General features: G+C 38.0%; 16 protein-coding genes, 1 pseudogene and 1 riboswitch. Of the genes and pseudogenes, 3 read left to right on the forward strand and 14 right to left on the reverse strand.

Going from position 1 to position 14810, the window contains the following annotated elements; translation table 11 throughout:
* The first annotated feature begins 18 nt into the window (after positions 1-18).
* Positions 19-402 (forward strand): rhodanese-like domain-containing protein, encoded by a 384-nt coding sequence (locus OK414_RS23460; protein ID WP_013085006.1) that lies wholly within the window; start codon positions 19-21, stop codon positions 400-402.
* Between the two features lie 44 nt (positions 403-446).
* On the opposite strand, the gene gcvPB is transcribed toward OK414_RS23460, so the two are convergent.
* Genes gcvPB through gcvT form a run of 3 tightly spaced genes read right to left on the reverse strand, consistent with a single transcriptional unit; the run spans position 447 to position 4385 of the window.
* Complete coding sequence (gene gcvPB / locus OK414_RS23465; RefSeq protein ID WP_013059165.1) at positions 447-1925, reverse strand: aminomethyl-transferring glycine dehydrogenase subunit GcvPB; 1479 nt, start codon at positions 1923-1925, stop codon at positions 447-449.
* The gene (gcvPA, locus tag OK414_RS23470; protein ID WP_043976247.1) at positions 1918-3264 is read right to left on the reverse strand and encodes an aminomethyl-transferring glycine dehydrogenase subunit GcvPA; all 1347 of its coding nucleotides are present in this window, start codon (positions 3262-3264) and stop codon (positions 1918-1920) included. Before gcvPA ends, gcvPB begins: the two co-directional genes overlap by 8 nt.
* Positions 3265-3284: 20 nt before the next feature.
* Complete coding sequence (gene gcvT, locus OK414_RS23475) at positions 3285-4385, reverse strand: glycine cleavage system aminomethyltransferase GcvT (RefSeq protein ID WP_034648938.1); 1101 nt, start codon at positions 4383-4385, stop codon at positions 3285-3287.
* Between the two features lie 212 nt (positions 4386-4597).
* Positions 4598-4690, reverse strand: a riboswitch (glycine riboswitch).
* Between the two features lie 180 nt (positions 4691-4870).
* On the opposite strand from gcvT, the gene OK414_RS23480 reads away from it, so the two are divergent.
* The gene (locus tag OK414_RS23480; protein WP_013085010.1) at positions 4871-6544 is read left to right on the forward strand and encodes a DEAD/DEAH box helicase; all 1674 of its coding nucleotides are present in this window, start codon (positions 4871-4873) and stop codon (positions 6542-6544) included.
* Complete coding sequence (locus tag OK414_RS23485; protein WP_016765555.1) at positions 6531-7355, forward strand: YqhG family protein; 825 nt, start codon at positions 6531-6533, stop codon at positions 7353-7355. The genes OK414_RS23480 and OK414_RS23485 overlap by 14 nt, the downstream gene beginning before the upstream one ends.
* A 24-nt stretch (positions 7356-7379) precedes the next feature.
* On the opposite strand, the gene OK414_RS23490 is transcribed toward OK414_RS23485, so the two are convergent.
* The 11 genes and pseudogenes from OK414_RS23490 to OK414_RS23540 form a co-directional block, all read right to left on the reverse strand.
* Positions 7380-7565, reverse strand: a complete 186-nt coding sequence (locus OK414_RS23490; RefSeq protein WP_013059170.1) for a YqzE family protein — start codon at positions 7563-7565, stop codon at positions 7380-7382.
* A 43-nt stretch (positions 7566-7608) separates the two neighbouring features.
* Positions 7609-7983 (reverse strand): competence type IV pilus minor pilin ComGG, encoded by a 375-nt coding sequence (gene comGG, locus OK414_RS23495; protein WP_095378815.1) that lies wholly within the window; start codon positions 7981-7983, stop codon positions 7609-7611.
* Entirely contained in the window at positions 7973-8410 is a 438-nt protein-coding gene (gene comGF / locus OK414_RS23500) for a competence type IV pilus minor pilin ComGF (RefSeq protein ID WP_095378817.1), read from the reverse strand. Before comGF ends, comGG begins: the two co-directional genes overlap by 11 nt.
* Positions 8407-8745 carry a type II secretion system protein gene (locus tag OK414_RS23505; protein ID WP_016765558.1) on the reverse strand — a complete coding sequence of 113 codons (339 nt, stop codon included), beginning with the start codon at positions 8743-8745 and terminating at the stop codon, positions 8407-8409. Before OK414_RS23505 ends, comGF begins: the two co-directional genes overlap by 4 nt.
* On the reverse strand, positions 8729-9166 hold the full coding sequence (gene comGD / locus OK414_RS23510; protein WP_016765559.1) for a competence type IV pilus minor pilin ComGD: 438 nt from the start codon (positions 9164-9166) through the stop codon (positions 8729-8731). Before comGD ends, OK414_RS23505 begins: the two co-directional genes overlap by 17 nt.
* Positions 9153-9464, reverse strand: coding sequence for a competence type IV pilus major pilin ComGC (gene comGC, locus OK414_RS23515; protein WP_095378818.1), 312 nt, complete (start codon positions 9462-9464; stop codon positions 9153-9155). Before comGC ends, comGD begins: the two co-directional genes overlap by 14 nt.
* A 14-nt stretch (positions 9465-9478) precedes the next feature.
* Positions 9479-10525, reverse strand: a complete 1047-nt coding sequence (comGB, locus tag OK414_RS23520) for a competence type IV pilus assembly protein ComGB (RefSeq protein WP_034648932.1) — start codon at positions 10523-10525, stop codon at positions 9479-9481.
* A pseudogene (locus OK414_RS23525) lies at positions 10516-11133 on the reverse strand (ATPase, T2SS/T4P/T4SS family); the annotation flags it as partial. The pseudogene OK414_RS23525 and the gene comGB, both read right to left, overlap by 10 nt.
* Before the next feature lie 150 nt (positions 11134-11283).
* Positions 11284-12108 (reverse strand): hypothetical protein, encoded by an 825-nt coding sequence (locus tag OK414_RS23530; protein WP_263045097.1) that lies wholly within the window; start codon positions 12106-12108, stop codon positions 11284-11286.
* A 1058-nt stretch (positions 12109-13166) separates the two neighbouring features.
* On the reverse strand, positions 13167-13544 hold the full coding sequence (locus OK414_RS23535; protein ID WP_263045098.1) for an HNH endonuclease: 378 nt from the start codon (positions 13542-13544) through the stop codon (positions 13167-13169).
* A gap of 101 nt (positions 13545-13645) precedes the next feature.
* Entirely contained in the window at positions 13646-14791 is a 1146-nt protein-coding gene (locus tag OK414_RS23540; RefSeq protein WP_263045099.1) for a hypothetical protein, read from the reverse strand.
* Positions 14792-14810: the final 19 nt, after the last annotated feature.

Here is a 14810-nt window from a genome sequence, read left to right on the forward strand (position 1 = left end):
AAGAAAGGAAGAATCAGCATGTCAGCAATTACAGCAGTACTCATTTTACTTGGAGTAATCATCATATACTCTGTCGTTATGTTCTTTGTCCAACGTCGCATTATGAAAACGTTAACTGAAGAAGAATTCCGCAGCGGCTACCGCAAGGCACAGCTAGTTGATATTCGTGAACCGAATGAATTCGAAAACGGACATATTTTAGGCGCACGAAATATTCCTCTTTCACAGTTCCGTATGCGCATTAAAGAATTTCGTCCAGATCAGCCTGTCTACATCTATTGTCAAAGCGGAATGCGCACAGGACGCGCAGCACAAATGCTTCGTCGCCACGGTGTTCAAGAAATCTATGATTTAAAAGGCGGCTTCAAAATGTGGAACGGTAAAGTGAAAAAGAAAAAATAATGGTATGTATATAGAAAAACCTCGCCTTTGGGCGAGGTTTTTTGTTAGACGTTTTGAACAGCCTGTTCTTTCTGGTAGCGAAGAACTGGCTTTCTCGCTGCCAGCGTTTCATCAAGGCGCTTCACAACCGTTGTATGCGGAGCTTCCTGTACGACTTCAGGCGTTTCTTCTGCTTCTTTTGCAATTTGAATCATCGCATCGATAAACGCATCTAGCGTTTCTTTCGACTCCGTTTCCGTTGGTTCGATCATCATGCACTCTTCTACGATAAGCGGGAAGTAGATAGTCGGCGGATGATAGCCAAAATCAAGCAGTCGTTTCGCAATATCCAATGTGCGCACGCCAAGCTTTTTCTGACGTTTTCCAGATAAAACAAATTCGTGCTTACAGTGACGGTCAAACGGAAGCTCATAGTGTTCTGCTAAACGACGCATCATATAGTTGGCATTTAGCACAGCGTTTTCCGTCACCGCTTTTAAGCCGTCTGGACCCATTGAACGAATATACGTATAAGCGCGAACGTTAATACCGAAGTTGCCGTAAAACGGCTTTACACGTCCAATTGACTGAGGACGGTTATAGTCAAAGTGATAGCCTTGTTCTGTTTTCACAAGCACTGGTTTAGGCAAATACGGAATTAAATCTGCTTTTACCCCTACCGGACCAGAGCCAGGACCGCCTCCTCCATGAGGGCCTGTAAACGTTTTATGAAGATTTAAATGAACAACGTCAAACCCCATATCTCCAGGACGGGCTTTACTTAATACTGCGTTTAAATTTGCACCATCATAATAAAGCTTTCCACCTGCTGCGTGAACAATTTCAGCCATTTCTAAAATATCTTCTTCAAATAATCCCAGCGTATTTGGGTTTGTTAACATTAAAGCGGCTGTATCTTCTCCTACTACGCGGCGTAAATCCTCTAAGTCCACTAAACCATGTTCGTTTGATTTTACCGTTACCGTTTCAAATCCCGCAACTGTTGCCGAAGCCGGGTTCGTTCCGTGAGCTGAGTCTGGAACAATGACTTTTGTTCGCTGCGTCTCACCATTTGCTTCATGATAGGCACGAATCATCATAAGCCCGGTCCACTCGCCGTGAGCACCTGCTGCTGGCTGAAGTGTTACTTCATCCATTCCTGTAATTTCTGTTAAATGCTCTTGTAAATCATATAAAAGTTCGAGAGCACCTTGAACCGTTTGCTCATCTTGAAGCGGATGAATATGCGCAAACCCAGCAATGCGTGCTGCTTGTTCATTCACTTTTGGATTATATTTCATCGTACATGAACCAAGCGGATAAAACCCTGAGTCTACCCCGTGATTTCGTTTTGAAAGCGCGGTGTAATGACGCATAATATCGAGTTCTGATACTTCAGGAAGCTCAGGAGCTTTGGTACGCACATACGCTTTCCCAAGCAGTTCTTCAGCATTTACTTGCGGCACATCTAACTCTGGCAATGAATAGCCGATTCGCCCTTCTTTACTGCTTTCAAAAATAAGTGATTGATTTTGATTAAGCATGAAGATCCCCCAATTCATTTACAAGTTGGTCAATTTCCTCTTTTGTACGGAGCTCTGTAAAAGCAAGCAGCATGTGATTTTCAAGCGCTTGGTTATCACGGCTAAGATCATAACCGCCAATTATTTTTGATGCTAATAAATGATTGTTTGCTTCTGTTACCGAAACCGGAAGCTTCACGACTAATTCGTTAAAAAACGGTCCTTCAAATGCTACATTTACCCCTTTTGCCTTTAACGCTTCATATGCATAATGCGTTTTTGATAAGTTTTGCAGCGCCATTTCTTTTACACCTTGCTTGCCTAAAGCTGTCATTGCAACTGATGCTGCTAAAGCATTTAACGCTTGATTTGAACAAATGTTAGACGTCGCTTTATCGCGGCGTATATGCTGTTCACGCGCTTGAAGGGTTAAAACAAACCCTCGCTTACCGTTTTCATCGACCGTTTGCCCTACTAATCGTCCTGGGATTTTTCGCATAAGCTTAGACGTAGTTGCAAAGTATCCGCAGTGCGGGCCTCCAAATTGACTTGGAATACCAAATGGCTGTGCATCTCCAATGACAATATCAGCTCCGAATTCTCCAGGAGGCGTAAGTAAACCTAATGATAAAGGATTGCTTGAAACCACAAACATGCATTTTTCTTGATGGGTAATTTCTTCAATTTCTTTTAACGGCTCGATTTGTCCGTAGAAATTTGGATACTGGACAATAACAGCTGCCACGTCACTCCCCATCTCTTTTTCTAATGCAATCATATCTGTTACGCCGTCTGCTGAAGGGATTTCTACCACTTCAATGTATTGACCCTTCGCATACGTTTTTAACACATCTTTTGACTCAGGGTGAACAGCCGCAGAGACAAGTACTTTTTTCTTTTTTGTTTGACCCGCACTGAGCATAGCGGCTTCTGCTAAAGCAGTTCCTCCGTCATACATAGAAGAATTAGCCACGTCCATCCCCGTTAACTCACAAATCATTGTTTGAAATTCAAAGATGGCCTGAAGTTCTCCTTGAGAAATTTCCGGTTGATACGGAGTATAGGCCGTATAAAATTCCGAACGAGAAATAACATGATCAACAATAACCGGCATGTAATGATCGTAAACTCCTGCTCCTAAAAAAGAAGCATAGTCTTTTAAATGAGCATTTTTAGCAGCCATACTATTTAATTCTTTTAACAGCTGAGGCTCTGAAGCCGCTTTTTTAATATTGTATTCTCCTTGAAAACGAACGCGCTGCGGAATATCTGAAAATAAATCATCAACAGATGAAACACCAATTGCTGCTAACATTTGCTGCTGATCTTGTTCTGTCATTGGTAAATAGCGATGTAACATGTTAAATTCCTCCCCAAAGCTTACTTTGAACGTTTATAAAAAGGTGTTGAAACCACTTTTGCTTTTAAGCGTTTTTTCCGAACCTGCACTTCCACTTCTTGACCAAGCTCTGTATACTCTGCTGACAATAGTGCTAGACCGATGTTTTTCCTTAATGTCGGTGACTGTGTACCTGTTGTCACAAATCCAATTTGTTCTTCATCTGCAAATACTTCGTAACCGTGTCTTGGTATACCTTTATCAATCATTTCAATTCCTACCAGCTTACGAGGTGCCCCGCTTTCACGCTGTTCTTTTAACACTTCTTTTCCAATAAAGCTGTCTTTGTTCGTTTTTACTGCAAATCCAATTCGAGCTTCAATGGGCGTAATATCTTTTGAAAGCTCTTGACCATATAAAGCCAAAGTAGCTTCAAAACGAAGCGTATCGCGAGCGCCTAATCCGCAAGGCAACACACCTTCATCACTGCCAGCTTCTAAAATAGCCGTCCACAAGTGAGAGGCGTCAGCTGAAGAACAATAAATTTCAAAGCCATCTTCTCCGGTGTACCCAGTACGTGAAACGAGAGCTTTTACATTCGCTACTTCTACATCATCAGCAAATGTAAATGGCTTTAACAAAGCTAAATTTTCGTTCGTTAACGTTTGTAAAACTTTTTCTGCTACAGGACCTTGCAAAGCTAGCTGCGCAGTTTCATCAGACTGATTAACGAGCGTTACATCTCCTTGTTTGTGAGATACCAGCCACTCATAGTCTTTTTGAATATTAGCAGCGTTTACGACTAGCAAATACTCTTGATCTGCTTTTTTATAAATCAGCAAATCATCTACCGTGCCTCCGTCTTCATAACACATAGCCGTATACTGCGCTTTTCCATCTACGAGGGCAGAAACGTCATTTGTCATCGTGTGCTGAAGAAAAGCTAAGCTATCAGCTCCTGTTACAAGAATTTCTCCCATATGAGAGACATCAAAAAGGCCTGCCTTTGTACGTACAGCTTCATGCTCTTCTTTAATAGAAGAAAATTGAACGGGAAGAGCCCATCCTCCAAAATCAATTGTTTTGGCACCATATTTTTGATAGGTATCATAAAGCGGCGTTTTGTGTAATTCTGTTGTCATTTTTATGTCCTCCTCTTTTTCACGTGAAACTTTTCATAACGGGGAGTTTTCAAATAGTGTGGGGATCACTATGTATCCAAACAAAAAAGGACAGAAAACCCCCTACTGTATTTAGTAGGAAGTCTCTGTCCTTTTCACCTGAAAGTTTACCTATAAACGAATAGGTTTGCCTCGTGGGTGGTCTATAAACGTATAGACACTCTCCAGAGCTGCGTCAAACAAGAGTCTTTTTGCCTGAGAGATTCACAATTTTATTGCTTGCTCCTTCGGCGCTACATTCAAGTAGTCTCTCCCCGTGTCGTCATTCGCTTCTATAAAATTGGTAAAGTTGGGCATACTACTGAAAGATGTATCTATCTTTATTCACACAATCATTTGTAAAGTGCTAATCTATTTTCTTTTTCAAATTTTCTAAATATATTTTTATCCTACCTGATTCTTATCATTTGTTCAATAAAAATTTTTTACAAAGGAGCATTTTTATCATGAAAGTGAAATTAAACATCGATGAAACATGGGAAGCAGCCTTCTCAACTAAATTGGAGCAAGACGGACCCTGGTCTGCATGGGATTTGTATAAACTTGCCTATGAAATAGAAGACCAAACGCTTATCTCAGAATTTGAAGGACTACAAAGCCCAAAACATCTAGCCGATTTAACGCCGCTTCCTCATCAGCTCGAAGTAGCCAAACAAGTAGTTGAAACAATGAATGGAAAAGCCATTTTAGCAGATGAAGTAGGACTGGGCAAAACGATTGAAGCAGGGTTAATTTTGAAGGAATATATGATTCGCGGACTTGTTAAAAAAGTTCTCATTTTAGTTCCAGCTTCGCTTGTTTCCCAGTGGGCTATGGAATTGAACCAAAAATTTTATATTCCCGCAGTCCCTCAAAGAAAATCATATGTGTGGGATCAGTGTGACATCGTTGTGTCTTCAATTGATACAGCAAAACGTTCTCCTCATCGAGAAATTGTGCTAGAACAAGACTACGACCTCATCATCATTGATGAAGCTCATAAACTTAAAAACAACAAAACAAAAAACTATGAATTTGTGCAAAGTCTAAAAAAGAAATTTTGTCTGTTGCTAACCGCAACACCGATTCAAAATCGAATTGAAGAAATTTTTAACTTAGTCTCTCTTTTAAAGCCTGGTCACCTCGGCAATAAAGACTATTTCGAAGAATTATTTTCCGCTAAAAAACGCTCTTTGCAAAACGATGAACACTTAAAAGAGCTTGTTAACAAAGTTATGATTCGAAATCGCCGCCACGATACGGGTATCGAATGGACGAAGCGAATTGTTCAAACCATTCCTGTTGAATTCTCGCCGAAAGAACGGGAGCTATACGATGCGATTACATCTTTTAAAGGAAACGGACTCCACCCTTCAAGCGCTTTTTCAATTTTAACCCTGCAGCGAGAGGCCTGCAGCAGCCGTGAAGCGGTGTATATGACATTAAAAAACATGCTGGAACGTCAGGAAGATCCAAACAGCGCATTAACGGAACATATGATTACTCCGTTAATGGAACTACTTCAGCAAGTGCCGCAAAATGCAAAAGCAGAAAAAGTTCTGGAGCTCGTTCAAAAAATTGATGACAAAGTCATTATTTTCACTGAGTACAGAGCAACTCAACTGTATTTACAGTGGTATTTAAAACAGCACGGAATTACCTCTGTACCGTTTAGAGGAGGATTTAAGCGAGGTAAAAAAGACTGGATGAAGCAGCTTTTTGAAAGCCACGCGCAAGTATTTATTGCCACTGAAGCGGGCGGAGAAGGAATCAATCTTCAGTTTTGTCATCATATTATTAACTATGATCTGCCGTGGAATCCAATGCGTCTAGAACAGCGAATTGGAAGGGTCCATCGTTTAGGTCAAAAACATGATGTTCACATTTACAATTTAGCCATTCAACATACGGTCGAAGAACATATTTTAAAATTGTTATACGAAAAAATAAATCTTTTTGAACGAGTTGTTGGAGAGTTAGATGATATTTTAACAAAGCTTGATTTAAAAAATATCGAAGAGCATATTCAAGATATTTTATTTCATTCACGGAGTGAAGGAGAAATAAAAATCAAAATGGAGAACTTGACGTCTATTATTCAATACGAAGACAGCGAGGAGGATCAGCATGCAGCAAACTGATATTCATCAATTTTTAAAGCGTTACTTTCTAGCTAATAATTGTTCTATTATCACAGAAACGCCATCTTATCTAACGGTTCAATTAACGATCGAACTTGACAAAGAGTTGATGAATCGTCCATTTTATTGGCATTATGTTGAAAAGACAGGCGGAGAAGCAAATCCTGCTTCACTCACTTTCATTACAGACCCAGCGTTTGAAGATGATTCTGTTCAAGGAGAACGAATTCATTTTGGTTCACCTAGGCTGCATCAAATTTTCGCTTCTACTCAAAAGCTAGGCGGATTTATTCATCTGTATGAACAAGTTGCATCAGCACAGCCAACAAATCAGCCTTTACACCCTTGGCTTGCGTTAAATATTAAAGTCTCGTACAAATGCGATCGTAAAAAAGATGAGCTCTTGTCGCTTGGCATTAATTTAATCAATGGACAAATTATTGAATCCTTTCATGAATTAATCATTCATCAAAATTTATCATCTAAAATCTCAGACTATTGCTTTACTCTTTCACCTTTTATTAGGCCGAAAAGTGCGATTGCACGACTCACATCATATGTGACTGACTATGTTAAAGCTCAGCCGACTGAATGGGCAGAAAAAGCGCAGGAAAGATGGTATGAAGACTTAGCGCTTCTTGATCATTTTTACGAAACAGCAGAAGAGCTGCCAGAAATATATGTGACCGAAAAAACAGCGCTTCAAGAGCTGTACGAACCGACTATATTATTTAAGTTTATAAACGGTGGCTTATTTTACATATCGCCTGAAACGATGTCTCGTCAATTTAACAAAACACAAGCCGGTTAAAAAAAAGATGAGCATATGATATGCTCATCTTTCTTTTTTCTTTCGATACCACAGCATAAACGACAGCGGAATCATTCCAAACCATCTGTTTGCAAAAGGTGCTCGTTCTTCTTTTTTTTGAATTTTTTTCGTTTTCCTCTCTTCTTTTGGCTGATCCATATATTGTACAAATTGCTGAGTCATATATTTTACATAATCATTCGTTTTCATATAATCATCTCCTCAGCACTATTATATCCGGAGAGAAAGAGACTTAATCCGTCCACTTCACAATGTGCTGATCCTTTTTTTGAATATATGCGGTTTCTGTCAATGCTCTTCCTTGCAATGTTTGACATTTTATTTTTAGGATGATCATCTGTTCATCTTCACTTACTACTTCGTATGAAACCGTACCAGTTTCTAATACTAAAGAGGCAGATGGAGATTTACTATGTTCTTTTATTTCTTTTTTTACATGTACAACCGCGTTTTCTAAAAGATGCTGCAGACGATTTTTCTGCTCTACTTCTTGATAAAATGAACTTTTCGTCACAAAATAAGTGGTTTGCTGAGCTACTAACAGAAGAAAAAGCGCACAAAATGCCAAAACAACGGGGAGAATAAATCCTTGCTCATTATGTTTCATGAGCAAGGATCAAAAACGTCGTAATGGTTTCTTCTCTAACTTTGTTAACACCGTCTGTTGAACGAATTAACAGCCTTTCTTTTTGCTGTTCATACATAATATTCTTAATATGCTGCAGCACAACTTCATGACCGCTTTCATCCACTCGTCTTCTTATCTTGTCTTCGTAGCGTTCATAAGTGATGATCTGATTATTTTCCATTTTAAACGTAAGCGTAGTCGCATGAATTCTCACTTCTTTTGCTTCTCGATATTCCATAGCAAGTTGATTCACAAAAATTTCCCACTCCATTTCATTCATACTAAAGTCTGGATTATATGTTTGCTTAGCTAGCGGAATAATAATGGGGAAAAATGAAACAATGAGCAAAAAAAGAGTAAAACTGACTAACATCTCTACAAGCGTAAAGCCTTTTTCACTTTTCACTTCAACATCACATCACACTTCTTTTTCATTTTATCAGCGGAATCTGTCCATTCTACACAAAGCTTTTGAGCACTTTCTCCGTTCCATTTCAGATAAAATGCAACGTTTTCCTTTACGATTTTTTCTCGCCGTTTATATCCTGTTTCATATTTATATTTCAATAGCTCTTCGTGCAAGATAGCATCGGCTTGATACGAGACATATTGCTTCTTTTCTGCTTCCTTCATCTGAACATACAAAGGAATAATTGTACCGGTTAGGAGTAAAAGCATGCTAAATGACACAAGCATTTCTAACAAGGTGTAGCCCTGCTGGCCCTTACATCTTGTCCACATAAAAACGTCCTCTACCTATTTGAAAAGTAACTTTGTATTTAAATTTTTGGCTGCTGATAAAAATGGTCTTTGCTTGAGAAATATTGCCGTTTTTGTTGTATTGTATCGTGGAATTACCGCTTCCAAACGTGATATGAATGGTGGAGTCATAGGCACGCTTATAAAGAACGGCACGAGAATCAGAAACAATATATTCTGTTCCCTTTGGTGCGAAGTTAATTTTAATTGGAGATTCGCGGTTCATGGCTGTCTGCTGCACATAAAACGTGTCACTTTGCAGCTGTCGCAAGAATAATGTGATTTTGTAATATTCCACAAGCGGCCGAATGGTTACGATAATGGAAAACATCATCACTTGCACAATAAATAAAACCATCAGCATCTCAATGAGGGTAAATCCTTTTTGCTTAAGAAGAACCATTAGCCGTAACCTTTCCGGTACCGTCAATTTGAATAGCTTGACCATTTGGACACACGGTGCCTTCTTTTAAGTAGCCTCCTGCTTCAAGCTCTTCTAGACTTGGTTTTTCGCCGTTTTCAAGTTCATATACTTGTACCTCAGCCTCTACGGTTTTGACAAGAGCTGAGCAGCCTTTGTTGTTAATAACCGTATTATGCTTTAATACATTTGGAATCATAATGAGCAAAAGCACGGTAATAACGAGCATAACAATGAGCATTTCAATAAGGGTAAATCCTTTATTACCTTTTAGAATCATATTCTTTCCCCTTTCTACAAGCTCGACATCACTTCTAACATCGGAAGCATAACGGACATATACATAAGCAGAATGACAATTCCGATGAATAAGAATGTAAGCGGCTGTACATATTTTAAAATACGAAAAATAAACTGTTCTATTCTTTCCATCATAAATAGACTGTAATCATACAGTTCTTGAGAAAGCTCACCGTTCTGCTGACCATGCACAATAACATGAGCCAAGTCTTTTTCATAATGAGATTTACCTGAAACGATATGATCTAATCGCATTCCTGAGGAAAGTTGATCTGTAAAAGCAAAAGCTTCCACTTGAAAAAACGGATGATGCTCTTGCTTTTGAAAAAGAGCAAAGCATTCATAAATAGATAAACCACCATTTAGTAAATTGCTCATATGAACAGAAAAAAAGTACGAGTTAAATAGCCGTGTGAACGTTCGGATAACGGGAACTCTCATAAAAAGCTGCATTTGAACTACTGGAGGCAATTTTTTAATGTACATCACATAAAACAAATACAGGATGATTGGCATACTGATGACTGCAGGCAACACAAAAGGAAAGAAAGACATCGCCTGCATAAATAAGAGGATAAACGAAGACTGCTTGTTTCCAAAGGATAAGTACAGAGCTTCAAACTGTGGAAGTAAAACCGTACTTAAAACAAATAAAATGGAAAGAATAAACAGCAGTAGCAATACGGGATATTGAACAAGCTTTTGAAATTTTTTACGATGCCTTACTTTTTCTTCAATCATTGAGCTACTTTCTTTTAAAGCAAATTGAAGGTTTCCATGTTGCTCCGCAAAATATAAATAGCTTAAAATATCACGGTGAAACTGAAGTTTAACAAAAGCATCGTGCAAAGATTCTCCTCGTTTTAACTGCTCAAGACATTTTTCAATATCCGTTTTTTCTTTGTTAGATACTTGAAACGTCAAAAACGAAAGAGCTTGAGAAAGAGTGTAGCCTTTTTCTAAGAGCTTAGAGACCTGCTTAAGAATTTTCGCTTGTTGAGCAAGAGACCACCTTTTTTGTCTATTTGTCTTTACCCCCATCCGTCTAGCGAATGCGGATATAAATAGCCTAGCGCGATTCCTTTTAGAATAACATCTCGGAGCGTCTTATAATCATAATCCGCATTTTCTCCTTTCACTTCTCTCATCACTGCGCTAAGCTCCTTGCCATAAAGCAATTCGTATATGCTGGACTGACGATGTTTTCTCATTTTTTTACAAGCGGGGTGGCATTTTCCGGAACACAGTGGACAGCGAATTTCTACAAGGCGCTGTGCAGCTACTGCTACAAGGGTCTGTTCCATTTCTTGAAAGCTAACGCCAAATTCAAGCAGCCTGTACAAAGATCCTTTTGTATCTTTAGTATGCATCGTTGTCAAAACCAAGTGTCCGGTAAGCGCTGCTCTCACAGCAATTTTGGCAGTCTCACTATCTCTTATTTCTCCCACCATGATAATGTCTGGGTCATGGCGCAATATAGCTTTTAAACCAGTCGTGTACGTAATCCCTGCCCGTTCATTTACCTGTACTTGAAGGACGGTTTCGCTCGGTTTTTCAATAGGATCTTCTAATGTAATAACATTTCGATTAAAAAGGTGCTTTACTTCGTGTAAAAGAGTATATAGAGTAGTGGTTTTACCTGATCCTGTTTGAAGGGAGTTTAGAGATAACTAATTAAAAAAATAAAACCCTAAGCTTAGTCACTTAAGGTTTTATTTAAACTTGTTTTGCAAAAATCCCAATGGATTTTCAGAAAATGTACATCATCACCATTAAGAATACTACCAGTTAGAAATCAGTTATTTTTTAAAATATTTTACATTATCAAAAATACTACCAGTAAGACGTTTAGCTGTTTCCCCATAAACCTTAAAGTCAACAATAATCTCGTCCTTCTTTTTTTCAAGAACAGAGGCCATCTCTTCTCCCCTTTGTTCAATCAATTTATAACCTTCATCTTTGAACTTTAAAAATTTCTCATCCATGAACTTAAAGATTATGTCTTCAGCTTCGCTAACCGTTTTCCGAGAAAGGGTCTGTTTACTCTTTTTCTCGTCCAATAGGTCATTCATAGAATTAGTCAACTCACTTATTAAATCTTTTACTTCTTTCCTTACTAACTCTACGAACTGTTCGATTAATATTAGTGTTACTGCATCTACATTCGCAGCTAACTTTATAATTTCTATTCCCTCTGTCTCTATCTCCTCCAATATATCTTTAGGACCTTTATACATTTCTGCCTGTAAAAGCTTTTTCATCTCTTCTAATTCAGATGTAATATTTTTTCCAGGTGGAGCGTCATAAACAATATATAAAAATTTTTTATGAAACAACATGGTATCTTCTTTCACTTTTTCGGGATGGGTACTTTCTTTATAATTCTCTACTTTCATTTTCAAAGTCTTAACAGCTCCTATTTTATCTGGAACAGCTGAAGCGAGATCCTTTCTGCTATTATATGAAAGATTTTCTCTCAAACTAATAAAAGTGATAAGACTAGCAGTCGTACTACCAATAATAGTAGCGATTATGGGGACAGGAACATTTTTACTCATTAAGAGATAAACTAGGATACCAAATACACTTGAAAAAAAAGCTAAAACGAAGTACTTTAGTCTCACAATACAACACTCCATAAATACAATATAGTTTAAAAACATACATTTTATTTTAATCTAACTTATATAAACTTCATAGAATTATTTCAATTTCTACCATTTTTATCAATATCATTCTATGGGAATTTAGGACAACTTTTGACCAATAAAAAAATAGCCGTGGTTAGGCTATTTTGGTTAAGTATTCTGCAAGATTTTTCATATTTTCAAGTGACGGTTGATTTGTCACTGTTACTTTAATTTTCGGTAGTCTTTTTGGCATATTGATTCCCCATTTTTCGATTTCTACTATTATACTGAGAAAAATTCCGATGTAAAGAAAGATCGGTAAAAAATTTAAAAACCTCTTGCCCCACTGGTGAATGTGCGTTTAATGTAGAATAAAATGTGGATTTTATTAGAATGAAAAATTAGTGTAAATATCTTGTAGTTGGGGAAGTTTAGGGTAATATGCAAGAAATGAATATGGAATACAGAAATGAGTTCCGATAACATATTCTATGTAAACAGTGGATTTTGAGCAACGTTGACTCTATAACGTTTGCAGAAGTGCGTTATTTATTGCGATATGCAGAATTTATACATTGTTGATTTATCAACGTTTCTGCGTGTCTTTGTAATTTATTTACATATTATTTTTGCATAAAATGTGTGCATGAAGCCCCCCCATCATTTCAGAAAAAAACGTTAAGGGAGTGAATGGACAGGAGGGTGGTAAACACCAAAAAAATTTTTCCCCGAAAAACGAAAAAAAGTAGGAAGTGCTGTTTTTTTTGTTTTCGGGAAAACTTCCGAGTTAGGGAAAATATCAAACTTCGGCAAAATGGTTCATGCAAAATTTTTGTTTTGGGAGAATCTCAAAAAATTCTGAGTTTCGGGGAAAAATTTTTTTTGTACTGACCACCCCTTAGTCCTTTCGTTCCCCGTTGTTTTTTTCTTTTGGACATAGGGGGCTATTCCTGAAAATTTCTGAATAAAGGGGAAACGTTTTTTTTGGCGTTGACCACCCCTTAGTCCTTCCCTGCCTACCCGAAAATAAAAACGCCCTCCCTAAGGGGGTGTCATAATGTTGGCACTCCTAATTCTGGAGTTTCCCATTTGAAATCAAGCTTATTACTGGTTCCTAGTTCTAAGTTACAATCACGACATACCGTTATCAGGTTTGATTCATCATAAGCTAACTCAGGGAAGTCCCTCCATGATTTGATATGGTGAGCTTGCAGGTTATCGAATCTCATCCAATCGTATTTGATACGACAGCGCACACAATGACCACCGTCACGTTTAATGATTTTCTTCCGTAGCTTTTGAAACTTCCTCGTACTACTTGGATGTCTTGTTTGTTCCCCTTGTTTATATGCTGTCCCTGTTCCCTTACATGAACATTCATCCCCTCGTATCACTAAATGACAATAATCACAAAATACAACTGCTGCCATAAAATCCACTCCTTTAAGTATGTATATATAATTTATACGTAATGAAAATGGAAATCAGCTACACCATAAAAATGGACAGACCAATTATGGCCTGCCCTACATTACCAATTCATTTCCGATAATCCGTTTCTTACAGATTCTACAAGATCCGCTTGATACTCCTGTTTTGCGTCATCCATTAAATCTGCATACAATTTATTAAATACCACATCATCATGGTCTCCGAACATTAAATCAAGTACTTCATCAGCAAATTTCAACATAATGTCTTTGTTAAGGAAATCTCCAGACACGCCCCGTTTGATGAGCAAGTCAATATGTTTAACGGACGTTTCTTTACGATGAGCCGTAAACTTCATCATAAATTCATCGGTCAGTTGCTCGATTAAGTCGGTTGTATTTTCACCGCAGTACTCGTAGCTTTCATCATCATAAATATACATATCTGGCAGTTCGATTGTTCCCTCGATTGCGTACTTGTAATAAAAATACGCAATGTCGTTATCTTTCAGAAGCTGATATCTTGCGTCAGAGCTAATCAATTCTTCGTATTCATAACCAATGTATTGCATTCGGGTTGCAAAAAACATTGATGTACCGTATTCGGCTTCAACGTTCAGCTTCGCCTCAGCTCTCGCCTGTTTATACAATGAATACAATACTTGAGGTTCGTTCAATATCTCGTCAGCATTGTGATGGCTTTCATCACTAAGCGCAACAAATAACTGTTCGTGTAGTGTTACACCTGGGAACGTTCCTTTACGAATTAAATCAAGAGCTTCATTCATTAATCGATTCAATGACAGCTGTGTGTTTTGTACCTGCTTAAATACGTACTTGTCAGCGGTGTCTAAGTCATGGTATTTCATATCATCAAATACGTTTCCCATATGCTTTATGTTTCTACCCGTTATGCTCAATATTTGCATGTAACTGTTTTTGGTTTGATAATCCAATAGATTGTTTGCTCCGAACGTTAGACCGAGCAACTCCGCTAATTGATATTTCAAAGAGCTTTTATCAATCTTCCCTTTGTTATGCGGTGTCTTCCCTGTGTTGCCATGTATCGTTTGTTTTGGTTCATCATAAACTTCAAGAATGTTATAACGGATACCACGGTTCTTGCCCGTTTTTTCATATCTACACAATAGCTGCGCTTTCTTTTCTTGTTTTTTCCATTTACTACCGTTCAATGAGCCATCTAAGTCCCATTTATCAGCAAACTGTTTCTTAGTGAGTGTTTCCATGTGAGTCTTGCTCCCTTAG

This window comes from Priestia sp. JV24 (genome assembly GCF_025910025.1).
Lineage (GTDB): Bacteria > Bacillota > Bacilli > Bacillales > Bacillaceae_H > Priestia > Priestia megaterium.